This window comes from Pseudomonas sp. WS 5146 (genome assembly GCF_012985495.1).
GTDB lineage: Bacteria > Pseudomonadota > Gammaproteobacteria > Pseudomonadales > Pseudomonadaceae > Aquipseudomonas > Aquipseudomonas edaphica.
Genome location: NZ_JAAQWL010000004.1, coordinates 21,746 through 45,585, shown reverse-complemented (window position 1 = coordinate 45,585; position 23,840 = coordinate 21,746). Strand labels below are relative to the sequence as shown.

General features: G+C 61.0%; 19 protein-coding genes and 1 pseudogene. 6 read left to right on the top strand and 14 right to left on the bottom strand.

The features are described 5' to 3' along the window. Positions 1 to 100: 100 nt before the first annotated feature. Positions 101 to 877 carry a hypothetical protein gene (locus HBO41_RS12510; RefSeq protein WP_017136753.1) on the top strand — a complete coding sequence of 259 codons (777 nt, stop codon included), beginning with the start codon at positions 101 to 103 and terminating at the stop codon, positions 875 to 877. Here the strand turns inward: HBO41_RS12510 and HBO41_RS12505 are convergent. From HBO41_RS12505 to HBO41_RS12445, 13 genes and pseudogenes are all read right to left on the bottom strand, one after another. After that, positions 874 to 1,470: a MarC family protein gene (locus tag HBO41_RS12505; protein WP_017136752.1), complete on the bottom strand. Its 597-nt coding sequence runs from the start codon at positions 1,468 to 1,470 to the stop codon at positions 874 to 876. The genes HBO41_RS12510 and HBO41_RS12505 overlap by 4 nt on opposite strands. Before the next feature lie 162 nt (positions 1,471 to 1,632). Next, positions 1,633 to 4,404, bottom strand: a complete 2,772-nt coding sequence (locus HBO41_RS12500) for a hybrid sensor histidine kinase/response regulator (protein ID WP_017136751.1) — start codon at positions 4,402 to 4,404, stop codon at positions 1,633 to 1,635. A 115-nt stretch (positions 4,405 to 4,519) separates the two neighbouring features. After that, positions 4,520 to 5,812, bottom strand: a complete 1,293-nt coding sequence (gene purD / locus HBO41_RS12495; RefSeq protein WP_017136750.1) for a phosphoribosylamine--glycine ligase — start codon at positions 5,810 to 5,812, stop codon at positions 4,520 to 4,522. A 125-nt stretch (positions 5,813 to 5,937) separates the two neighbouring features. Further along, a complete protein-coding gene (purH, locus tag HBO41_RS12490) occupies positions 5,938 to 7,545 on the bottom strand; it encodes a bifunctional phosphoribosylaminoimidazolecarboxamide formyltransferase/IMP cyclohydrolase (RefSeq protein WP_169986477.1) in 1,608 nt (535 codons plus the stop codon). An 81-nt stretch (positions 7,546 to 7,626) separates the two neighbouring features. Further along, positions 7,627 to 7,947, bottom strand: coding sequence for a DNA-binding transcriptional regulator Fis (gene fis, locus HBO41_RS12485; protein WP_003221275.1), 321 nt, complete (start codon positions 7,945 to 7,947; stop codon positions 7,627 to 7,629). Next, entirely contained in the window at positions 7,944 to 8,957 is a 1,014-nt protein-coding gene (gene dusB, locus HBO41_RS12480; RefSeq protein ID WP_169986475.1) for a tRNA dihydrouridine synthase DusB, read from the bottom strand. The genes fis and dusB overlap by 4 nt, the downstream gene beginning before the upstream one ends. Before the next feature lie 185 nt (positions 8,958 to 9,142). Then, positions 9,143 to 10,357, bottom strand: coding sequence for a DUF3426 domain-containing protein (locus HBO41_RS12475; protein WP_169986473.1), 1,215 nt, complete (start codon positions 10,355 to 10,357; stop codon positions 9,143 to 9,145). Between the two features lie 30 nt (positions 10,358 to 10,387). Further along, positions 10,388 to 11,266, bottom strand: a complete 879-nt coding sequence (gene prmA, locus HBO41_RS12470) for a 50S ribosomal protein L11 methyltransferase (RefSeq protein ID WP_017136746.1) — start codon at positions 11,264 to 11,266, stop codon at positions 10,388 to 10,390. Between the two features lie 214 nt (positions 11,267 to 11,480). Then, the gene (gene accC / locus HBO41_RS12465; protein ID WP_017136745.1) at positions 11,481 to 12,842 is read right to left on the bottom strand and encodes an acetyl-CoA carboxylase biotin carboxylase subunit; all 1,362 of its coding nucleotides are present in this window, start codon (positions 12,840 to 12,842) and stop codon (positions 11,481 to 11,483) included. Between the two features lie 17 nt (positions 12,843 to 12,859). Further along, positions 12,860 to 13,321, bottom strand: coding sequence for an acetyl-CoA carboxylase biotin carboxyl carrier protein (accB, locus tag HBO41_RS12460; protein ID WP_017136744.1), 462 nt, complete (start codon positions 13,319 to 13,321; stop codon positions 12,860 to 12,862). Between the two features lie 24 nt (positions 13,322 to 13,345). Beyond that, a complete protein-coding gene (aroQ, locus tag HBO41_RS12455; protein WP_017136743.1) occupies positions 13,346 to 13,801 on the bottom strand; it encodes a type II 3-dehydroquinate dehydratase in 456 nt (151 codons plus the stop codon). A 272-nt stretch (positions 13,802 to 14,073) separates the two neighbouring features. Beyond that, positions 14,074 to 14,589, bottom strand: a pseudogene (locus tag HBO41_RS29825) (methyl-accepting chemotaxis protein); the annotation flags it as partial. Positions 14,590 to 16,088: 1,499 nt separating this feature from the next. Beyond that, complete coding sequence (locus HBO41_RS12445) at positions 16,089 to 17,759, bottom strand: PleD family two-component system response regulator (RefSeq protein ID WP_017136741.1); 1,671 nt, start codon at positions 17,757 to 17,759, stop codon at positions 16,089 to 16,091. Positions 17,760 to 18,148: 389 nt separating this feature from the next. On the opposite strand from HBO41_RS12445, the gene HBO41_RS12440 reads away from it, so the two are divergent. From HBO41_RS12440 to HBO41_RS12420, 5 genes are all read left to right on the top strand, one after another. Next, positions 18,149 to 19,126, top strand: a complete 978-nt coding sequence (locus HBO41_RS12440) for a DUF2333 family protein (RefSeq protein WP_370589438.1) — start codon at positions 18,149 to 18,151, stop codon at positions 19,124 to 19,126. Between the two features lie 2 nt (positions 19,127 to 19,128). Next, positions 19,129 to 19,665 (top strand): NUDIX hydrolase, encoded by a 537-nt coding sequence (locus HBO41_RS12435; RefSeq protein WP_026013681.1) that lies wholly within the window; start codon positions 19,129 to 19,131, stop codon positions 19,663 to 19,665. Between the two features lie 194 nt (positions 19,666 to 19,859). After that, complete coding sequence (locus tag HBO41_RS12430) at positions 19,860 to 20,231, top strand: translation initiation factor Sui1 (protein ID WP_012722004.1); 372 nt, start codon at positions 19,860 to 19,862, stop codon at positions 20,229 to 20,231. A gap of 212 nt (positions 20,232 to 20,443) precedes the next feature. Continuing rightward, positions 20,444 to 22,357, top strand: coding sequence for an arginine decarboxylase (gene speA / locus HBO41_RS12425; protein WP_017136738.1), 1,914 nt, complete (start codon positions 20,444 to 20,446; stop codon positions 22,355 to 22,357). Positions 22,358 to 22,538: 181 nt separating this feature from the next. Continuing rightward, positions 22,539 to 23,402, top strand: a complete 864-nt coding sequence (locus HBO41_RS12420) for an alpha/beta hydrolase (protein WP_017136737.1) — start codon at positions 22,539 to 22,541, stop codon at positions 23,400 to 23,402. An 8-nt stretch (positions 23,403 to 23,410) separates the two neighbouring features. Here the strand turns inward: HBO41_RS12420 and HBO41_RS12415 are convergent, their stop codons facing one another. Next, the gene (locus tag HBO41_RS12415; RefSeq protein ID WP_099548141.1) at positions 23,411 to 23,839 is read right to left on the bottom strand and encodes a hypothetical protein; all 429 of its coding nucleotides are present in this window, start codon (positions 23,837 to 23,839) and stop codon (positions 23,411 to 23,413) included. Position 23,840 lies beyond the last annotated feature (1 nt).

Sequence of the window (23,840 nt, the reverse complement as noted above, 5' to 3'; positions counted from 1 at the left end):
CGACGGGGGCGCCAAGCGATGTTTGTGGTCTGGAAAGCGCGCCAGCGGCTGGACTAGTGTGGAGACAAGCCCCATGTGGGGTGCTTGTGGAGAACTGAAAATGGAGCGACATCACAAAAGGATCATCAGTGCCAAAAGGCGCAAGTTGATTGCCGCCTACAAGCTGCCAGGGGCGCCGGGCGCCAAACGCTCGGTGTTCCTGGACGCGGAAGATGACAGCAATGCAGCCGTCGTGAACAACGGCGTGATTTCGTTTATCGAGGGCATGTCGGCGCTGAACCGTGAATACATTCGTAAAAGCTACCTGCTGGCCAGCAGTTATGTGAGTGATGTGTTGAAGGTCCAACGGGGGAGTGAGGCCTGGTATGACGAATTTATCAAGGTGATGGTCAGCCTGGGCTGGTTGCCGGTGCGCAGCGCTTTTGAGCGGGTATCAAGCTCCGGCAAAGGGCTGACGGTGCAGGTGGCGGCGCTGAATATCATCGCCGCGCTGGCGGCGGCCTCGTTGGCAGGGCCGCTGCTGGCGGCGTTGCCGAAACTGGCGGCGGATGCGCTGCTGGCCTTGAAGCAACAGCCTGCCTCGTTTGAGCTGTTCAAGCGCAATAGCACCGTGCATCAGGGCGGTGATTTCGGCCTGGCGTCCTGTGCTGAAACGGCGGGAGAGGTGATGATGGTGCTGGTGACTTACAGCACCCACGGTGTGAGCAAACAGCTGGGCCTGCCGTTTCTGGAGTGGGACAGCTCTTCGGTCGAGGCTTTCAGCGGCCAGACTTGCCTGGTGCTCAACACCTCTGTGGTCAATGAAAAAACCATCCAGCTGATGCGCGAGAGTGCCGGCGACAAGGTGCAACTGGCAATCGCGAAGTACCGGATTTAAGGCACCAGATAACCGCGCACGCCGGTAAAGATGATCTGCGCGGCCAGCGCACACACGAACAACCCCATCAACCGACTGACAATCTGCAAGCCCTGGTCACCCAGAATGCGTTCGATACGGTTGGACAAATACAGCACCACACCGACCGTGAAGCTGGCCAGGGCAATGCTGACGATGGCCATGAACTTGTCATCCCAGTGGGGCTGGCTCACGCCCATCACCAACAGTGCACCGATGGTGCCGGGGCCGACCGTGAGCGGGATGGTCAGCGGTACGATGGTCACGTCCTGCTGCACATTGTCGGTCTGCACCGCCGACTTGCCCTGGGCCATGCCCAGCGCCGAGATAAACAGCACGCTGCCGGCGCCGATGCGAAAGGCATCCACGGTGATGCCGAACACACTGAAAATCACCCGGCCGAACAGGTAGAGCAACACGCTCGACACCAGCGTGGCCAACGCGACCTTCCAGGCCAGCCGGCGCCGTTCTTTGCTGGAGTAACCACGGGTCAGGCTGATAAAGCAGGACAGCACAAAGAACGGGCTGTAGAGCACCAGCATTTTCAGGTAGACGCTGAATAACACGTGGAGCATGGGCGCGGCTCGCGATAGGAGAGGTTTGCGGAGTCTATCAGGCGCAACCGGGCAAATGTGGGAGCTGGCTTGCCTGCGATAGCGGTGGAGCAGACAAAGGGTGTGTGATTGACACACCGCCATCGCAGGCAAGCCAGCTCCCACGGAGGCTGCATTTCAAGGTCACGACGGGGCGTGTTCCGGCCGCTGCTGACGCTGCGCCACCCAAAACTCCACCAGTTCACGCAACTGCGACAATTCCACCGGCTTGGCCATGTGGCCATCCATGCCGGCCTGGCGTGCGCGTTCTTTATGTTCCGACAGGATATGCGCCGTCAGCGCCACCACCGGCGTGCGAATACGCTGGTGGCTGACTTCCCACGCGCGCAATTGCTGGGTGGCAGAGAATCCATCGAGGATCGGCATTTCGCAGTCCATCAACACCAGGTCGTAACGCTGGGCTTTCATCGCCTCCAGCGCTTCCTCGCCGTTGCTGGCGGTGTCCGGGTTGAGGTTGAGCTTGCCGAGCATGCCGCGAATCACTTTGGTGGAGATGCTGTTGTCTTCGGCCACCAGGATCTTGAAATCACTGGGCACGGTGACTGCTGCCGGCGCGCTGAGAGCAGGGCGCGGCGCAATTGTGCCCTTGCTGCGCTGGGTCAGTTCGTCGGCCAGGGTGGTCTTGAGTGTGTAGCCGGCCACTGGCTTGGCGAGGATGCGTTTGATCCCGCTGTTGCGCGCGATGATCTTGCTCGGCGCATTGCTGATGCCGGTGAGCATGATCAGCAGAATGTCGTGGTTCAGGCTCGGGTCTTCCTTGATCTTCGCCGCCAGTTGCATGCCGGTCATGCCGGGCATGTTCTGGTCCAGCAGCACTACGTCGAAGTAGTCGCGCAGGTGCGCTTTGGTGCGCAGCAGCGCCAGGGCTTCTTTGCCGGACGGCACGGCGCTGACGTTCAAGCCCCAGGCGGTGCATTGCTGCACCAGCACTTTGCGGCAGGTGTCGTTGTCATCGACCACCAACACCCGCGCGCCTTTGAGCGGCCCGTCGAGGTCGGACGTCGGGTGCTCCAGGCGTTCCGGGTCCAGTGGCAGGGTCAGCCACAGCGTGCTGCCCTGGTGGCTGCCGCTCTTGATGCCGAACTCGCCGTTCATCAACAGGATCAACTGGCGGGCGATGACCAGGCCCAGGTGGCCGCTCAGGCGCGTAGCCGAGAGGAAGTTCTTGCTGTGCAGTTCGCTGTGCAGCAGCGCGTCGCGTTCGGCGGCATCCATCGGCAGGCCGCTGTCTTGTACGGCGATGCGCAGGCGTGGCTTGGTGCTGCGTTCGTCCAGGGCGACCACGATCAGCACTTCGCCTTCATCGGTTTTTTGCAGGGCGTTTTCCAGCAGGCTCAACAGCGCCTGGCGCAGGCGCGTGGGGTCGCCACTGATCACACGGGGCACCTGCGGCTGGATAAAGCTGATCAGCTCGACGTTCTGCTGTTCGGCCTTGGCGCGGAAGATACTCAAGCAGTCATCGATCAGCGCGTTGAGGTCAAATTGCACGTCGTCCAGTTCGATCTGCCCGGATTCGAGCTTGGAGATGTCGAGGATCTCGTTGATCAGCGTCAGCAGTTCATTGCCGGCGCTGTGGATGGTCTGCACATAGTCACGCTGCTTCACCGACAGCGGCGTGCCGAGCAGCAACTCGGTCATGCCCAGCACGCCGTTCATGGGCGTGCGGATTTCGTGGCTGATCTTGGCCAGGAATTCGGCCTTGGCGGCGATCTCGGCATTGCTGGCCGCCAGGTCGCGGCTGAGGCTGAAGCGTGCTTCGACAATGGCGCGCTGGCGTTCGCCCAGGGCCAGGCTCATCAGCAGGCCGCTCAGGCAGATAAAGCTCAGCAGGGTCACGATCAAGCCTTGCGGTGCCACCAGCGTCAGGCCCAGCAGGGCGGGCAGGATGATCAGGGTGCCGATGTTGAACACCACCATCGCCACCACAAACAAGCGCGCCGGCCGGTAGCCTTTCTGCCAGTGGTAAGCCGAGATAAACAACATGCTCAAGCCTGCCAGGGCGACCAGCGCGTAGGTGATGATGTTCAGCGGCAAGGTGTTGACGAACAACAGCAGCAGGCCGCACAGCACGATCAGCAGGATGTCGGCCATCAACAGCTTGTTCAGTGGGTGCGGGCCCAAGGGCATGAAGAAGCGATAGGCAAACATCAGCCCGCACGGCGCAGTCAGCAGCAGCGCGAGGTAGGCGCCCGGGGTCTGCACCGCGTGCCAGTTTGGCAGCCACGGCCCCACCAGGTTGAGCAACAGCGCCAGGCTCAGCATCAACAGCACTTCGCAGGCCGCCAGCCACAGGCTGCTGCGCGAGCGGTGATAGGCGAAGCGTGTGAGGTTGTGCAGGATCAGCATCAGCAGGCAGCCGAACAGCAGGCCGTAGATCAGCGTCTGGGTCTGGTCGGCGGCGGCGAGCACGGCCGGTTCCAGGGTGATGTAGGGGCGCAGTTCGTGTTCCGAGACCAGGCGCAGGTACACCTCAAGGGGCTTCTGGCTCTGGGGCATCGGCAGCATGAAATCGCTGCTGGGCAGCGGGCGTTCCGCCTGGGGCTGGCGGGTACCGGTGCTTTGCTGCTCCACCAGCATGTCGCCGTCGAGCACATACAGGTTCAGGTGCGAGAGGTCCGGGGCGAATACTCGCAGTACTTGTTCGTGCTTGCCGGGTTGCAGCTTGAAGCGTACCCACAACGCACCGTCCGGCTCCGCGGCGGTAATCCGGTCGAGTTCGATGGGGCTGAATTGATTGGTGTAGCGGGCGGAGCGGATGTCGCTCAGTTGCAGGTCGGCCTGTTCATCAAGCAATACTGCCCAACCACTGCCTTGCGCGGCGGCCTGGGCCGGGAACAAGCAGAGCAGGGTCAGCAAGCTGACTGTAAAACCTATGGCGATCCTGAGCCAGCGCACGGCGAAATCCCTTCGTAGGTTGATGCACGGGTTAACTATGCGCGGGGCGACATGGGTACGGCAAGGGCCAGAGGCCCTTACCTAGCCGAACGGATAGCTACGCAAGCGTAGCTGTTCAGTTGTTCTCGCCGCGTTCACGGGCAATGGCGCGATAGCCGATGTCCGTGCGGTAGAAGCAACCTTTCCAGTCGATTTTTGCCGCCAGTTTGTACGCCTGTTGCTGCGCGGCGTCGACACTGGCACCCATTGCGGTGGCGCACAATACACGGCCACCTGCGGTTACAACTTTGCCGTCCTTGAGCGCGGTGCCTGCATGGAACACCTTGCCTTCCAGCGTAGCAGCCGCATCCAGGCCTTCAATCACATCGCCCTTGGCGTAGTCGGCAGGGTAACCACCGGCCGCCAGTACGATGCCGACACTCGGGCGCGGGTCCCACTGTGCTTCAACCTTGTCCAGGGCCTGGGCCAATGCGGCTTCCACCAGCAGCACCAGGCTTGATTGCAGACGCAGCATCACCGGTTGGGTTTCCGGGTCGCCGAAGCGGCAGTTGAACTCGATGACTTTCGGGTTGCCGGCTTTGTCGATCATCAGGCCAGCGTAGAGGAAACCGGTGTACACATTGCCTTCGTCGGCCATGCCGCGCACGGTTGGCCAGATCACCAGGTCCATCACGCGTTTGTGCACGTCGGCGGTGACGACCGGGGCAGGGGAGTAGGCACCCATGCCACCGGTGTTCGGGCCGCTGTCGCCATCGCCAACACGTTTGTGGTCCTGGCTGGTGGCCATCGGCAACACATTTTTGCCATCGACCATCACGATGAAGCTGGCTTCTTCGCCGTCGAGGAACTCCTCGATCACCACACGCGAGCCTGCATCACCAAACGCGTTACCGGCGAGCATGTCGCGTACGGCGTCTTCGGCTTCCTGCAAGGTCATGGCGACGATCACGCCTTTACCGGCGGCCAGGCCATCGGCCTTGATCACGATCGGTGCGCCTTTTTCACGCAGGTAAGCCAGGGCCGGCTCAATCTCGGTGAAGTTCTGGTAGTCCGCCGTCGGGATCTTGTGGCGAGCCAGGAAATCCTTGGTAAAGGCTTTGGAGCCTTCCAGTTGGGCGGCACCGGCGGTTGGGCCGAAGCAGTCCAGGCCACGGCTGCGGAACAGGTCCACAACGCCGGCAACCAGCGGTACTTCCGGGCCGACGATGGTCAGGGAAACATTTTTTTCGGCAAAATCAGCAAGCTGCTCAAGGGCCAGCACGTCGATAGCGACGTTTTCGCACTTGGCTTCAATGGCGGTGCCGGCGTTGCCGGGGGCGACGAAAACCTTCTGAACGCGTGGGTCCTGGGCAACTTTCCAGGCCAGGGCGTGTTCGCGGCCACCGCTGCCAATGATCAAAACATTCATTTCAAAACCCTCGTTAGGATGATCGTTCCCACGCTCTGCGTGGGAATGCCTCTACGGACGCTCTGCGTCCGAGGGACGCGGAGCGTCCCTGGCTGCGTTCCCACGCGGAGCGTGGGAACGATCAATCAGTGGCGGAAGTGGCGCATGCCGGTGAAGACCATCGCGATGCCCGCTTCATCAGCGGCCGCGATCACTTCAGCATCACGCATCGAGCCACCCGGTTGGATCACGGCGGTAACACCGGCTTTCGCGGCGTTGTCCAGGCCATCACGGAACGGGAAGAACGCGTCGGAAGCCATCACCGAACCCGCTACCTGCAAGCCTGCGTGTTCTGCCTTGATCGCGGCGATACGCGCCGAGTTCACGCGGCTCATCTGGCCGGCGCCGACACCGATGGTCTGGCGGTTCTTGGCGTAGACAATCGCGTTGGACTTAACGTACTTGGCGACTTTCCAGGCGAAGATCAGGTCGTTGATCTCTTGCTCGGTCGGGGCGCGCTTGGTCACGACCTTCAAGTCTTGGCTGCCGATCATGCCGATGTCGCGGCTCTGTACCAGCAAGCCGCCATTGACGCGCTTGTAGTCCCAGGCAGCGGCGCGGTCTGCTGACCACTCGCCGCAGGCCAGCAGGCGCACGTTGGCTTTGGCGGCGACGATGGCGCGAGCTTCTTCACTGACGGATGGGGCAATGATCACTTCAACGAACTGGCGCTCGACGATCGCCTTGGCGGTCTCGGCGTCCAGCTCACGGTTGAAGGCAATGATGCCGCCAAACGCGGATTCAGTGTCAGTGGCATACGCCAGTTCGTAGGCCTGGCGAATGCCGCCTTCAGCGTCCGGGCTCACAGCCACGCCGCACGGGTTGGCGTGCTTGACGATCACGCAGGCTGGCTTGACGAAGCTCTTCACACATTCCAGCGCGGCGTCGGTGTCGGCCACGTTGTTGTAGGACAGCTCCTTGCCCTGCAGCTGGGTCGCGGTGGCGATGCCGACTTCGGCAGGCTTGGCTTCCACGTAGAACGCCGCGCTCTGGTGCGGGTTCTCGCCGTAGCGCATTTCCTGGGCCTTGATGAACTGGCTGTTGAAGGTGCGCGGGAACTGGCTGCGGCCTTCTGTGCTCAGGGTTTCAGCGGCCTGGTTCACGGTGCCCATGTAGTTGGCGATCATGCCGTCGTAGGCGGCGGTGTGTTCGAACGCCTTGAGCATCAGGTCGAAACGCTGGGCGTAGGTCAGGCCGCCGGCTTTCAGGCTTTCCAATACTTGCGCGTAGTCGCTGGCGTTAACCACGATGGCCACGTCTTTGTGGTTCTTGGCAGCGGAGCGAACCATGGTCGGGCCGCCGATATCGATGTTCTCGATGGCGGTCGGCAGGTCGCAGCCTGGCTTGTTGATGGTGGCTTCGAACGGGTAAAGGTTAACGGCTACCAGGTCGATCGGCTTGATGCCGTGTTCGCTCATGATGGCGTCATCGATACCGCGACGACCGAGGATCCCGCCGTGGATTTTCGGGTGCAGGGTCTTGACCCGACCGTCCATCATTTCTGCGAAACCGGTGTAGTCCGCGACTTCTACTGCGGCCACGCCGTTGTCCTGCAGCAGTTTGAAGGTCCCGCCTGTGGAGAGGATTTCCACGCCAAGGGCTTCCAGCTCCCGGGCAAATTCGAGGATCCCGGTCTTGTCGGAGACACTGATCAAGGCGCGGCGGATCGGCAGGCGGGTGGTCTGGTCGGTCATTTCAATTTCCATCAAAAGCAAAGGAGTCAGCAAAAAAGGCGACCGTTTTTACGCGGGCGCCTTTCTGGTTTGATTGAATGCTTACAGCAAATCGTATTGTTTGAGCTTTTTGCGCAAGGTGCCACGGTTGAGGCCCAGCAGCTCACTGGCTTTGGTCTGGTTGCCCTTGACGTAGTTCATCACGCTTTCGAGCAACGGCGCCTCGACTTCGGAGAGCACCAGGTTGTACACGTCCGTGACGGAAGCGCCCTCAAGGTGGGCGAAATAATTGTGCAGCGCCTTCTCGACACTCCCACGAAGGGTCTGACCTTCTTCGCTCGGCGTGTTCAGGTGCTGTTTCAAATTGACGTTGTCGCTCACGGGTGCTGTTCCACTCACTAAAGTCTCGGTCATCATCGTCATGCGGCCACCCCCTCTCCATCCCCTGTTCCCAGGCTCTTGTCACGTTCGGCGAAGAACTCACGAACGGTGGCGATCTGTGCCTGCGTTTCATCCAAACGATTGAACTGAGCGCGGAATTCCTTGGCGCCCGGCAAGGTGGCGAGATACCAGCCGACATGCTTGCGAGCAATGCGTACTCCCATCACGTCTCCATAGAAGGCGTGCAGGGCGGCCAGATGCTCTAGCAGAATACGTTCCACCTCGATCAACTCCGGTGCCGGCAAGACTTCGCCGGTACGCAGAAAGTGTTCGATCTCACGAAAAATCCATGGCCGCCCCTGGGCGGCCCGGCCAATCAACAAGCCATCGGCGCCGGTTGCGTGCAGCACGCGCCGGGCTTTCTCGGCTGAGTCGATATCGCCATTGGCAAAGACCGGCATCGACACCGCCTGCTTGATCGCGGCAATGGTGTCGTACTCGGCTTCACCGGTGTAAAGGTCGGCGCGGGTGCGGCCATGCACCGCCAGCGCTCTAATCCCGGCCTGTTCAGCGATCTTCGCCACTGTCAGGCCATTTTTGTTGTCCCGGTCCCAGCCGGTACGAATTTTCAGGGTGACCGGCACATCCACTGCGGCGACAACGGCCTGCAGGATCTCGGCTACCAACTGCTCATCTTTCAACAATGCGGAACCGGCGGCCTTGTTGCAGACCTTCTTGGCCGGGCAGCCCATGTTGATGTCGATGATCTGTGCGCCCAACTCCACGTTGGCTCGGGCCGCATCTGCCAGCATTTGCGCATCACCCCCGGCGATCTGCACCGAGCGGGGCTCGGGATCACCTTCGTGGATCATGCGCATCCGCGATTTGCGGGTGTTCCACAAGCTCATGTCGCTGGTGACCATTTCAGAGACTACTAGACCCGCGCCCAAACGCTTGCACAGCTGACGAAAGGGCTGGTCGGTGACGCCCGCCATCGGGGCGAGGATCAAGCCGTTTTGCAATGTGTATGGGCCGATGCGTACCGCCGACATAGGACTTCCCTGTTGTGGGGCCGGATCATTAGAGTTCGAAAAAGGGTTGGCATGATACCCGCTCTCGATGACTGGATAAAGGCTGAATTGGATAAAATCTGAACAGTTATTTCTTTATCGCTGCCGGTTTGGTTGCGCAGCGCAAAGTCAATAATTTGCCGTCAAACCTCAGAACCTGCGCCGGTTCACTCGGGCGAGTGAAAACTCAGGCTGTAATTCACCGCTTTATTGCCTGGGTCAAGGATATCCAGGGAGATGTGGATCGGTGTCTGCGATGGCATTTCGCTGACGCCGGCCAATTCGCCGCTCAGGTATTCGCCGGGTTTGAAGCGACGACTGGCGATCAGATTGCCGTTCATGTCGGCGAAACGCAGTTCCAGCAACGGAAAGGGCTGGGAAAACGTCGCCCGGTTATAGATGATCGCATCCACCACCAGCGCCCCGGCAAACTCCGGGTTGCTGCGCACCACCAGGTTGCTGCTCTTGATATGGGCGATATCGACCCGCGACGGCACCGTGCAACCCAGTGACGGGCATAGCTGCTGAAACCATGGGCGGTAGGCATCCTGGCGGGCCAGGTCGTCGAATTGATACGCGATGTACTGGCCTGCAAGGCCTGCGGCGGCGATCAGCACCAGCAGCATCCAGATCAGGCGGCGGCCCCAGCCGGACGGGCGCTTTTGGGCGTAAAGGTGCAGCGGGTCGTCTTCCAGGTCCTGGAGTACGTCATCGTGAACACTTGGCTCGGGGCGCGTGCGCTTGCGACGCGGTTGCGGGCGATCTTCGGGGGCCGGTTCGTCCAGGGCCTGGGTCAAGGGCGTGAACGGCGGGTCGATATCGTCATCTTCAACGTGGGGCGCCGAGCGCAGTGGCGGTTCACCGTCGATGTCGTCAAGGCGAAACGACATGGAGGGTTCGGTGCGCTGGCGTGTCGCAGTGGCCGGCTCTGGCTCTGGCTCGTCCTCGGGCGCTGGGGTGCGCTCCTCGGGCGGTTCACTGAACAGGCTGGCGGCCCACTGTTCTTCTTCGGCCTTGGCAGTGCCGCGCGTAGCGCTCAGGGCATCTTCAGGCTGGCGACGGTCAGCGGGTGCCTGACGACGCTCCAGCTTGGCCAGTTCTTCGTCCAGGTCCAGGTTGTCCAGGTCCAGTTCTTCGGCGTTCCACTGCTTCTGGCTGATGGCCCGTGGGGCCTCGGCGGTCGGCTCAGTGGCCTTCTCGGCAACGGCCGGCTGCTCAGGCGCAGGCACCTGGCCGCGCTGCTCCAGCAACTGGCGAGCGGCGTTGAACACTTGCAGGCACGAGCCGCAGCGCACCACGCCGCGGGCCACACTCAGTTGTGCGTGGCTGACGCGAAAACGGGCTTGGCAGTGTGGGCACTGGGTGACGAAACTGTCGGTCATGCGGCCATCCGATTCAGGCAAGCGCTCATTCTAGCGCCGACGACCACTGATGCGTACCCAGCCATCACGGTTGGCGATCGGGTCCAGTTCGAAATCCTTGGCGTAGGCAGCGGCCACGTCTTCGCCTTGCTCGGCGAGGATGCCCGACAGCGCCAGGCGCCCGCCCGGCTTGACCAGGCTCGACAGCTGCGGCGCCAACGACACCAGCGGGCCGGCGAGGATATTGGCCACCAGCACATCGGCCTGCACCTGGGGCAAATCTTCCGGCAGGTAGAGTGGGAATTTGCCTTCAGCAATGTTATTGCGCCCGGCGTTATCACGGGAAGCTTCCAGGGCTTGCACGTCGATATCGGTGCCGACCGCTTCCTTGGCGCCCAGCAGCAGCGCGGCAATCGCCAGGATCCCTGAGCCGCAGCCGAAATCCAGCACGTTGCAGTCGCTCAGGTCCTGGCCGTCCAGCCATTCCAGGCACAGCGCGGTGGTAGGGTGGGTGCCGGTGCCGAACGCCAGGCCCGGGTCCAGCAGCAAGTTGACGGCATTCGGCTCAGGCGCGGCGTGCCAGCTTGGCACGATCCACAGGCGCTGGCCGAAACGCATCGGCTGGAAGTTGTCCATCCAGCTGCGTTCCCAATCCTGGTCTTCGATCACTTCGCTGTGGTGCTCGGGCAGCGGGCTGCCGGTGAGCAGTTCCATGTGGGCCAGCACGGCGGCGGCATCGGTGCCGTCTTCGAACAGGGCCAGCAGATGGGTGTGGGACCACAGCGGCGTGGTATTGAGTTCCGGTTCGAAGATCGGCTGGTCTTCGGCGTCCATGAAGGTCACCGACACGGCGCCGACTTCGAGGAAAGCGTCTTCGTAGGTTTCGGCTTGTTCTGGGCTGATGGCGAGACGGACTTGCAGCCAAGGCATGGCGGGCACCTTTGAAAAAATGAGTGTGCGACGGCTGGGTCGCGAAAGCGCGCAAGTTTACGCGAGCGGCGAGTTTGTGGCGAGCTGGCTTGTGTGGGAGCCAGCTCCCACACAAGCCAGCTCCCACACAAGCCCGCACACATGGGGGCGGCGGTGTTCTTGCGGGCCCACAAACAACAAAGCCGCCCGAAGGCGGCTTTGTTGGGTGGAGCACTTACTGGTTGGCCAGCTTGTGTTCCAGGTAGTGAATGTTCACACCACCTTCGCAGAAGCCTTCATCGCGTACCAGATCCCGATGCAGCGGGATGTTGGTCTTGATGCCGTCTACCACGATTTCGTCCAGGGCATTGCGCATACGGGCCATGGCCTCGTCGCGGGTGGCGCCCCAGGTGATCAGCTTGCCGATCAGCGAGTCGTAGTTGGACGGAACCTTGTAGCCGCTGTACAGGTGCGAATCCACACGCACGCCGTTGCCGCCCGGCGCGTGGAAATGCTTGACCAGGCCAGGGCTTGGGATAAAGGTTTTCGGGTCTTCGGCGTTGATCCGGCACTCCAGGGAGTGGCCGTGGATCTTGACGTCGTCCTGGGTGAAGGACAGCACGTTGCCGGCGGCGATGCTCAGCATCTCCTTGACGATGTCGATACCGGTGACCATCTCCGAAACCGGATGCTCTACCTGCACACGAGTGTTCATCTCGATGAAGTAGAAGCGGCCGTTCTCGTAGAGGAACTCAAAGGTACCGGCGCCACGGTAGTTGATGTCGATGCACGCCTTGACGCAACGAGCCAGTACTTCCTGGCGCGCGGTTTCGTCCAGGCCCGGTGCCGGAGCTTCTTCCAACACCTTCTGGTGACGACGTTGCAGCGAGCAATCGCGGTCGCCCAGGTGGATGGCGTGGCCCTGGCCGTCGGACAGTACCTGCACTTCCACGTGACGTGGGTTGGTCAGGTACTTCTCCAGGTAGACCATCGGGTTGCCGAACCAGGCAGCCGCTTCGGAGCGGGTCTGCTTGGCAGCTTCGATCAGGTCTTCTTCTTTGTGCACCACACGCATGCCGCGACCACCACCGCCACCGGCGGCCTTGATGATCACCGGGTAACCGACTTCGCGACCAATGCGCAGGGCGGTTGCCTCGTCTTCCGGCAGTGGGCCGTCGGAACCTGGAACGGTTGGCACGCCGGCTGCGATCATGGCGTCCTTGGCCGAAACCTTGTCGCCCATCAGGCGGATGGTTTCGGCTTTAGGGCCGATGAAGGCGAAGCCGGATTTTTCCACCTGTTCGGCGAAATCGGCGTTTTCCGCGAGGAAGCCGTAGCCTGGGTGGATGCCATCAGCGCCGGTCACTTCAGCGGCCGCGATGATGTTCGAGACTTTCAGGTACGAGTTCGTGGCCAGTGGCGGGCCGATGCAAATGCTTTCGTCCGCCAGTTTCACGTGCATCAATTCGGTATCGGCCGTCGAGTAAACAGCGACGGTCTTGATGCCCTCTTCCTTACAGGCGCGCAGGATACGCAGCGCGATCTCGCCGCGGTTGGCGATCAGGACTTTTTGCAGTTTCTTCGCAGGTTTCAACATCGAAGGCGCTCCGCGGTTCAAACGATGGTGAACAGCGGCTGGTCGTACTCAACCGGCTGACCGTTTTCTACCAGGATGGATTCGATGACGCCGGCTTTTTCAGCGGTGATGTGGTTCATCATTTTCATCGCTTCAACGATGCAGATGGTGTCGCCCACTTTCACGGTTGCGCCGACTTCAACGAAGGCTGGCGAGGTCGGTGCCGGGGTGCGGTAGAAAGTACCGACCATTGGCGACTTGACCACGAAGCCGTTCAGCGCAGGCGCGGCTGGGGCGGCAGGTGCAGCGGCAGCAGCCGGGGCGGCGGCAGGTGCGGCAGCCGGAGCAGGTGCTTGCATCTGTGGCGCGTAGAACTGTTGAGCCGGGGTCTTGCTGTGGCGGCTGATCCGTACGGACTCTTCGCCTTCCTTGATTTCCAGCTCGTCGATACCGGATTCTTCCAGCAGTTCGATCAGTTTCTTAACTTTACGGATATCCATGAATCATCAACTCCCAAGGGTCGGTCAGGGGCGCTTGGCCGGTTGTTCAAGTTGTTCCAGGGCGGCCTCCAGGGCCAGTCGGTAACCGCTGGCGCCAAGGCCGCAGATCACACCTACTGCTACGTCGGAGAAGTAGGAGTGATGGCGGAAAGCTTCGCGTTTGTGCACGTTCGACAAATGCACTTCGATAAATGGGATGCTCACCGCCAGCAGCGCGTCACGTAATGCAACACTTGTATGCGTAAAAGCGGCGGGATTGATCAGGATAAAGTCCACGCCTTCGCCACGCGCGGCATGGATGCGATCAATCAATTCGTACTCGGCATTGCTTTGCAGGTACAGCAAATGGTGGCCGGCTTCACGCGCCCGGCGTTCCAGATCAAGGTTGATCTGTTCCAGGGTCACCGCCCCGTAGACACCCGGTTCACGGGTACCGAGCAGGTTCAGGTTGGGTCCGTGAAGAACCAGTAAGGTCGCCATCGGCTGTTCCTTGTTATTGATGTGGGTGCGTCAGAACCCGGCGACTATGCCGCAAAGCCTTTGTGACTGTCCAGTTCTATGCAGTAGGCGGCACGATTAGCGATGATTGCGCAAAATTTGTGACTGTGAGGCTGGATTTGGTCAGTGATTGATCGTTCCCACGCTCCGCGTGGGAATGCCGCCCCGGACGCTCCGCGTCCCGCTCTAAAGTCGTGACGCAGAGCGTCACAGGATGCATGACCACGCAGAGCGTGGGCACGATCTCGATCGCATTAAACGCGAAACGCCTGCACGGCAGTGTTCAGTTGCCCACCCAGTTCCAACAGATGCTCACCCTGGCTGCGGCCTTGGCCGATTCGCAGCAGATTATCCTCGCCCAGCTGGTGAATCCGCTCGCTGTTGTCACGAATCTCACTGACGGCGCCACTCTGCTGCGCGGTCACATCGGCGATGCGCACGGCAGTGTCGGAAATGGTCTGGATCGCCCCGACGATTTCATCCAGCGCGCCGTCGGCCGCCTGGGCCTGCTGGGCGGTGGCTTCGGCGTGTTCGACCTGCGCGCGCATGCCCTGCACCGACTGATGGGCGGCGCTTTGCAGGCCGGTGATCAAACCCTGGATTTCAGCGGTGGCGCCCGCCGTGCGCTGGGCCAGGGTGCGCACTTCGTCAGCCACCACGGCAAACCCACGCCCGGCTTCCCCGGCGCGCGCAGCCTCGATGGCGGCGTTGAGGGCCAGCAGGTTGGTCTGGTCGGCAATCGAGCGAATCACGGTGAGCACGCCGCCGATGGTGGCGGATTCTTCCGCGAGTTTTTCGATCATCTGCGCATTTTGCTGCACTTCACCCACCAGTGCGTGCAAGCCGGTGAGGCTCAGGCCGATCACCCGTTGGCCCTGTTCCACGGCCAGGCCTGCACTGCGGCTGGCACCGGCGGCCTGGCTGGCATCGCCGGCCACTTGCTGAATGGTGGCTTCCAGCTCGCCCAGGGAATCGCGGATCTGCGCGGTATCGCCGGCCTGACGCTCGGCCCCGTCGTGCAGGCCACTGCTCAGCTCGGCCAGGGCGCGGCTGCTGCCGGCGACTTGTTCGGCATTTGCGCGAATGGTGCCCACCAGGTCCACCAGGTAAGCGCGCAAGCGGTTCAGCGAGGCTTCAATATCGTGCAGTTCGCGGTTGGTCTTGCCCAGCGCAATCGGCTGGCTGAAATCACCTTCGGCCCAGGTCGACAGGGCGGGCGCGAGGTTGGTCAGCACCCGCGCCAGGCGCCGTTGCAGGGTGTCGATCAGCAAGGCAATCAGCAGGATCAGGCCGATCATCACGCCTTGTAACAGGCGAACTTCGCCCTGGATCCTGGCGTGTTGGGCGCGTACCACCGGCTCCAGGCCGGAGATGGCCTGTTGCACGGCGGCGATTTTTAAATGAGTGGCGGCGGCCAGTGCGGTGCGCTGCTGGATTTGCTCGCGGGTACGCTTGAGTTCGGCGGGGTAGCGGGTCAACAGGCTGTTGAGTTCGCGCTTGAGGTCGACGCCGGTGTCCTGAACTTCGGCTTTCTCGCTGTTTTCCAGGCCCATCATGGCGGAAAAATCATCGGCGCTGGATTCACTGCTGGCCTTGACACCAAGCAATGGCAACCCCGCCAATACGTCGGCCTGAGTGCGGATACTGGCGACTTCGCGCTCCACGTCATCGGCCAACTCCGCGCGCCCGCTGCTGACCAGTTTGTCGCGGGCCAGGGACAGTTTACCCAAGTGCTGGGACGCGGCCAGCAAGGGCGGCAGGTAGCGAGCGGCGTCTGGAGAGTTGACGCCCGTGGCGTATTGGCTCAGTTGCTCAAGGTTCGCGCCCAGCTCACGTTCGGCTTGCAGCAACAGGGCTTGCGGGTCGCCCGCCAGTTTGCCGGCGGCGAGCAGGTCGGTTTTGCTGAAGGTGTCCAGATCCACCAGGCTGGGGCGCAGGTTTTGCCCAAGTTCTGCCGGCAATTCGTCAAGATGCTGCAACAGGTTTTCCAGGCTTTGACTGGCGCTGCTCAAACGCAGGGCATCGCCGCTGGAGAGGTAATCATCAATGTTGCGTGCGGCCTGGTTCTGAAAGGTCTGCGACAGGCCCAGGTAGCGTTCCATCAGCAGATAAGGCCGTTCCAGCGCACGTTGCGACCACCATAGCGTCGCTCCAAGGGCCAGGCACACGGCCACCAGCAGAAGGGTATTGAGATTGGTCAGCAGCTTCAGGCGCATGCGTGGTTTCAACCGACAGCAAAAGATAAGTGCCTGAAGTTATTGCGTTTCCATTACAAAGTTATGACGGATTCGGTGGATTCCGGTGAAAAGGTGGCACTTTGCTTTGATGTACGAGCGGCTTGCACGCGGTTGCGTCCTGCGTCCTTGGCGCGGTACAGCGCCTCGTCGGCCTGGGCAGCCATCATCAGGCTGTCGGAGCCGTCGCACAGCTCTACCAGCCCGGCGCTGAAGGTGCACCATAAATCCTGCGGCTGGGCCGGGTAGTGAATTTCGGCAAAGCGCCCACGGATTTCGTCCAGTACCTTGCAGGCCGACTCCAGGTCGGTGTCGGGCATCACGATGGCGAACTCTTCGCCGCCGTAGCGCCCGATGTAGTCGGTCTTGCGCAGGCGTTGCTTGAGAAACAGCGCCAGGCTCTTGATCACGCGGTCGCCCATGGGGTGGCCGTGGCTGTCGTTGACGCGCTTGAAGTGGTCGATGTCGAGCATCGCAAAGCTCAGTGGCTTGTTCTCGCGGCGGGCGCGGAAGCTGCAGTCTTCGAGCAATTGCAGGATATGGGTGTGGTTGTACAACCCGGTCAGGCTGTCGCGCACCATTCGCGCCTTGAGGTTACGGGCACGGGCGGCTCGGTTGCGCACGGTGGTGATCAGGTGGCGCGGCTTGATCGGCTTGGTGAGGAAGTCGTCGCCGCCTTCGCTCATGGCGTCCAGTTGTTTATCCAGGTCGTCTTCGGCCGACAGGTAGATGATCGGTACACTGACGTACCGGTCGTTGTGGCGAATCACCTTGGCCAGTTCGGTGCCGGTACAGGCAGGCATATACATGTCGAGGATGATCAGGTCCGGCTGGAAATCCGCCAGTTCGGCCATGGCCTGGATCGGTTCGATCAAGGTGCGCGTGACGATGCCGGCGCTGTTGAGCAGGCGCTCGGTGTGCAGCGCTTGTGCCCGCGAGTCATCGATGATCAGCACTTTATAAGGTTCGTATTGCGCTACGCAGGTCAGCACTTCAATCTTTTCCAGCAGGCTCGACGCTTCCAGGGTGCCGGTGAGGAACTCCTGGCCACCGGCGCGCACGGCGGCCAGGCGCGTTGGCGTGTCGGTTTCGTGCAAGCTGAAAAACAGCAGCGGCAGCTTTTGCTCGAGGCCTTCCTGGGCTTCGGCGGCCAGCTTGAGGCCCAGACCCGCCCCGCAGAAGTCCACATCCATCACAATCGCCGACGGCAGGCGCTCGGCGAGGGAGGCACGAAACGCCGGCACACTGTCCAGGGACTGGGCGCTCATGCCAAAGAATTCCAACTGCTTGGCCAGGCGTTCGGCGCGGTCGTGATCGGCCAGCATCACGTAGATGGGCTTGCGCATCGGCGGCAGTAAGGTTTGTTCCAGCTGATCACCCTGGCGCAGACCGGTGCGGGACAGGCGTTGCATCAGGCGGTTGAGTTCGGTGATGACCTGGCTGCTCAGCCGGCCGCGATTTTCGTCCACCACCTTGAGCGATTCGCCGATGTGCCGTGCCAGCTGGCCGTGTTCCGGCTGTTCGAAACGCTCGGCAAAGCGCAGCAGGCGCAGGTTGGCTTCGCTGAGTTCGGACAAATCGGTGTTCGACCATTCGCTGCGTTGCAGGCGTTGCCAGATCTCAAGAATTTGACGTGCCTGATGAATTACCCGCTGGGCAAAATGGTGCTTGAGACGCTCACGGCTGGGGTCTTCTGGCTCGGTCATATCCTGACTACTAGTGAGGGTGCATGCTGAGGTCGACTGATGGCTCTATGCTAGCACCTCTTTTCTGTTGCATGAGTGTCATACGTCAATTAAGTGCAAGTCTTGGGGATTCAGTTACCGACCCAATGGTCACGCTGCGTAAAAAGCGTGCATCCTTTATAGTCGAACGTCTCCCACCTGCCACTTTCGGTTAAAAGCCCCGCGCCGATGGGCACGATGGGGTAGGGTTGTGGTCGGAGTGTTTGACCGCACCCGGACAATTGACGTGCATGAACTCAAGTGATTGAAAGGATATCGCCATGCTGGACTGGAAAAACCGTGCAGGCAGTGCCAAAGGCCCCGCCCCTGAGCCAAAGTCGACCCAACGCGGCTACTTTCGCAACCTGCTGATGAGCAAAGCGCTGCTCAGCGTGCTGGCCTTGTACCTGTTGGTCACCGGCGGCCTGGGTTGGTACTGGAGCGAAGAGCCGGCGCTGTTCCCGGTCCAGCAAAACGCCCAGCTTGCCGCCGAGAAGGAAGGCAAGCAGATGGTGATTGGCTACACCACCGTCGAAACCCTCAAGACCGTGGTCGGCACCTTGCTGAACAAGCCTGGTGGCTACATTTCCAACGACCGTTTCCCGCCAGGCCTGTGGATGGATAACATGCCGAGCTGGGAATATGGCGTGCTGGTGCAGGTGCGTGACCTGACCCGCGCCTTGCGTAAAGACTTCGCCCGTTCACAGTCGCAGTCGGCTGAAGACGCGGATTTGGCCAAGGCTGAACCGCGCTTTAACTTCGACAACAAGAGCTGGGTGCTGCCGTCCAGCGAGTCGGAATACCAGGAAGGCATCAACTCCCTGAGCCGCTACGAGGCACGACTGTCCGACCCGAACCAGAAGGGCGCGCTGTTCTATGCCCGCGCCGACAACCTGAACAACTGGCTGGGTGATGTCGCCACGCGCCTGGGTTCGTTGTCGCAACGCCTGTCGGCCAGTGTGGGTCGGGTGAAGCTCAACACCGCACTGAAAACCGAAGCCCTGGCGCCGGGTGAAGTGCCGCAGGTCGATGAAGAAGTGGTGGAAACCCCATGGATGCAGATCGACAACGTGTTCTACGAAGCCCGTGGCCAGGCGTGGGCCTTGTCTCACCTGTTGCGCGCGATTGAAGTCGACTTCGCCGACGTGCTGGCCAAGAAAAACGCCACCGTCAGCGTGCGTCAGATCATTCGCGAGCTGGAAGCCTCGCAGGAGCCGGTGTGGAGCCCTATGATTCTTAACGGCAGTGGCTTTGGCATCCTCGCCAACCACTCGTTGGTCATGGCCAACTATATTTCCCGGGCAAACGCTGCAGTTATAGATTTGCGTCAGCTCCTCAACCAGGGGTAATGATGGACGCTTCTCAAAAGGAGGTCGCACACCGTGAGGCCTCTGATGCTGAACTGATCTGCTGGGTGGACGAGCAGGACAACCTGCTCGGCGACCTTGTCAGGTCCGACCTGCGCCAGCGCGGCCTGATCGGCCGTTGCACCTTTATCTTCCTGTTCAACTCCGCCGGTGAACTGTGTGTGCACCGACGCACCCTGAGCAAAGCCCTGTATCCCGGCTTTTGGGACACGGCGGCAGGTGGCATGGTGGCGGCGGGCGAGACCTACGCGGTTTCGGCTGCCCGTGAGCTGGAAGAAGAACTCGGCGTGGGCGGTGTGGAACTGGTCGAGCACGACCACTTCTACTTTGAGGAGGAGGGCAGCCGGCTCTGGTGCAAATCTTACTCGGCAGTCTGGGATGGCCCATTGCGCTTGCAGCCCGAGGAGGTCATGGAAGCGCGGTTTCTGCCCCTTGAAACGGTCCTGCAGGAAGCTCAACAAAAGCCTTACTGCCCGGATGCTCAAGAGGGCTTGCGGCGCTATCTGGCCTCACGTCGCTAAAGTTGCATAAATTGGCGCTATTTGGCTCTTAGCAAGCCGGCTTTTTGCCGTTACACTGCGCGCCTTTTCACCCGAACCGCCTTGGCGTTTCGGTAGCGCTGCCCCTGCCTGAGTGGGGCTTCGCGGTCGGTAAGCTGCCTTTTGTAACGAGAGCCGGGTTCCGATCAGTCTTTGTCCTCCCAAGAGGATTGCCGGTGGCCAAAAAAGCCGCATCCTTCGCCGCCCTTGGTGGCCTGGTATTTTCCACCGACGCAGGTCGACACTGCCCGGACTGTCGTCAGCCCGTGGATTCGTGTACCTGCAAACAGACCCTGATCCCTGAAGGCGACGGCATTGCCCGCGTACGACGCGAGAGCAAAGGCCGTGGCGGCAAGACGGTGACTACCATCACTGGCGTGCCTTTGGCTGAAGAAGCCCTGAAGGAACTGGCTACCACGCTGAAAAAGCGCTGTGGCACCGGTGGCGCGTTGAAAGACGGTGTCATCGAGATCCAGGGCGATCACGTCGAGTTGCTGTTGGCCGAGCTGATCAAGCTGGGTTACAAAGCGAAGAAATCCGGCGGCTAGCAGCCTCTGTGAAACCCACCCCGATGGCCCTTTGCTGAACGCAAACTGTCGTCTCCATGGTTTTCACAGAGCCTGTTCCTGACCGGTGTCTAAACTCTGTCCTGCGAGTGGGGTCTACCTTCCTTACAGGCAAATCGTCATTTTCATTCTTTAGACTTCGCCAGCCTTGCAAGAAGGGCGTGGTGATCTTCGACTTTATATAGGGGACTTCGATGTCCGTACGACGCACACGCAAAGACGATGGCAGCCAATGGACAGTTGCGGACAGCCGCAGTGTTTATGGGATTCGCCATTGGGGGGCCGGGTATTTCGCGATCAATGATGCCGGTCGCGTTGAAGTCCGTCCGAACGGCCCGAACAGCACGCCGGTTGATCTGTACGAGCAAGTTGACGAGCTGCGCAAAAGCGGCCTGTCCTTGCCGCTGCTGGTGCGTTTCCCCGACATCCTGCAAGACCGTGTACGCCAACTGACCGGCGCGTTCGATTCGAACATCGAGCGCCTGGAATACCAGAGCAAGTACACCGCGCTGTACCCGATCAAGGTGAACCAGCAGGAAGCGGTGATCGAGAACATCATCGCCACCCAGAACGTGTCGATCGGCCTGGAAGCCGGCTCCAAGCCCGAGCTGCTGGCCGTGCTGGCCCTGGCACCCAAGGGCGGCACCATCGTCTGCAACGGTTACAAGGACCGTGAGTTCATCCGTCTGGCGCTGATGGGCCAGAAGCTTGGCCACAATGTGTTTATCGTGATCGAGAAAGAATCCGAAGTCGGTCTGGTAATCGAAGAGGCTGCGAGCCTCAAGGTCAAGCCGCAGGTTGGCCTGCGTGTGCGTTTGTCGTCGCTGGCGTCGAGCAAATGGGCCGACACCGGTGGCGAGAAGTCCAAGTTCGGTTTGTCGGCGGCGCAATTGCTGTCGGTGGTCGAGCGCTTCCGCGCTGCCGGCCTGGACCAGGGCATCCGCCTGCTGCACTTTCATATGGGTTCGCAGATCGCCAACCTGGCCGACTACCAGCACGGTTTCAAGGAAGCCATTCGTTACTACGGCGAATTGCGCAACCTCGGCCTGCCGGTCGATCACATCGATGTGGGCGGTGGCCTGGGCGTGGACTACGACGGCACGCACTCGCGTAACGCCAGTTCGATCAACTACGACATGGACGATTACGCCGGTGTGGTCGTGGGCATGCTCAAGGAATTCTGCGACGCGCAGAGCCTGCCGCACCCGCACATCTTCTCCGAAAGCGGCCGCTCCCTGACCGCCCACCACGCCATGCTGGTGGTACAGGTCACCGACGTTGAAAAACACAACGACGACGTGCCGCAGATCGAGAACAAGGAAAGCCTGCCGGAAACCGTGCAGTGGCTGGTGGACCTGCTGGGCCCGACCGACATCGAAATGGTCACCGAGACGTATTGGCGCGCCACTCACTACATGAGCGACGTGGCTACCCAGTACGCCGACGGCAAGCTGACGCTGGCCGAAAAAGCCCTGGCCGAACAGTGTTACTTCGCCGTGTGCCGTCGCCTGCATAACTCGCTCAAAGCCCGCCAGCGCTCGCACCGCCAAGTGCTGGACGAGCTCAACGACAAGCTGGCCGACAAGTACATCTGCAACTTCTCGGTATTCCAAAGCTTGCCGGACACCTGGGCCATCGGCCAGGTGCTGCCGATTCTGCCGCTGCACCGTCTCGACGAAGAGCCGCTGCGCCGCGCCGTGCTGCAAGACCTGACCTGCGACTCCGACGGCAAGATCAAGCAATACGTCGACGAGCAGAGCATCGAGACCAGCCTGCCGGTGCATGGCTTGAACGAAGGTGAAGACTACTTGCTGGGCATCTTCCTGGTGGGCGCTTACCAGGAAATTCTCGGTGACATGCACAACCTGTTCGGTGACACCGACTCGGTAAACATCTACCAGCGTGAAGACGGTTCGGTGTACAGCGCCGGGATCGAGACCCACGACACCATCGAAGACATGCTGCGCTACGTGCACTTGTCGCCGGAGGAGTTGATGACGCACTACCGCGACAAGTGCGCCAGCGCGAAGATCAGTGCCAGCGAGCGTACGCAGTTCCTGGATGCGTTGCGTCTGGGGCTGACGCGTTCGTCCTACCTGTCCTCGTAAGTACACTGCTCCCAGGCTGACAAGGATCTCAAAGTGACTGAGATCCAGTGTGGGAGCGGGCTTGCCCGCGATGGCGGTGTATCAGTCCGCACATTCAGGGCTGACACACCGCCATCGCAGGCAAGCCAGCTCCCACATTTGGATTTTCGTTTGGTCGTACCTTCTGTGTGAGGTCTGAACGATGTCGAGCAAATGGCTGCAAGCGTTAACCCTGGCAGTCGCCGCATTCCTCTCGGCCTGCTCGCCGATCAAAGTGCTCAACGCACTGACCCCTTCCAGCACGTTCACCAAAACCTCATCGATTGCCTACGGCCCTGACCCGCGCCAGAGGCTCGATGTCTATCGCCCTGTCACCGCCTTGCCCAACGCCCCGGTCGTGGTGTTTTTCTACGGCGGCAGCTGGAACAGCGGCTCCAAGGATGATTACGGTTTCGTTGGCGAAGCCCTGGCTTCACGCGGCATTGTGGTGGTCGTCGCGGACTACCGGCTCTATCCGCAAGTGCGTTACCCCGCTTTTCTCCAGGACGGCGCCCAAGCGGTGGCCTGGACTCATCAGCACATCGCCGAATATGGCGCCGACCCCAAGCAGCTCTACCTGATGGGCCATAGCTCCGGCGCGTACAACGCCTCGATGCTGGCGCTGGATGCGCGTTGGCTCAAAGAAGTGAACCTGTCACCCTCGATGCTCAAGGGTTGGATCGGCCTGGCCGGGCCTTATGACTTCCTGCCGATTGAAAACCGCGATGTGCGCCCTGTGTTTTTCTTCCCGGACTCACCGCCCGATTCCCAGCCGATCAACCACGTCAGTCATGATGCACCGCCGAGCCTGTTGATCGCCTCGCAGAGCGACACGCTGGTCAACCCCACACGCAACACGGGCGGGCTGGCGAAAAAGCTGCACGAAGCGGGGGTGCCGGTCGAGGCGTTTTATTTCACCAGAACCAGCCACGCGACATTAGTGGCATCCATTGCCAAGCCATTGCGCTGGCTGGCGCCGGTGCTGGATCGGGTCACGGCGTTTATTCGCTCCACTCCAGGCCAGTGAGGCTGGCTTTACCGGATTATCAGGGTGTACTGCGCTGAGCTCTCGGGGCTGGTTTCCTCCAGCGCTACAGACTGCAGCGTGTTTTGCGCTGAAGGGCTGACTGTCAGACTAGCGCTATTGTCCATCAGTGTTCGACCCTGGGGTGGCAGCGTCGCTCTTATGCCTTGTTGTGTCACGAAGAAGTGGAAATCCGTTTGATTCCAAACCTCCACGCCTTTCTGGATGGCGGGCTGCGCTGGGAGTGTTGACGGAGCGTCGTCCAGTTTGAGTGTCCATTCGCCCGTGTCCGGAGTGACGGGGGGAACCTGAACGGACGGCTCGGCGACGGCTTCGACAGGGGGCTTGGCTTGTTTCTTCTTGGACGAGCGAATAACAGCGGCGGCGATCAATGCGACCACTATCAACGCGCCGATAAGCAAGTAGGTGTTGTTACTCATG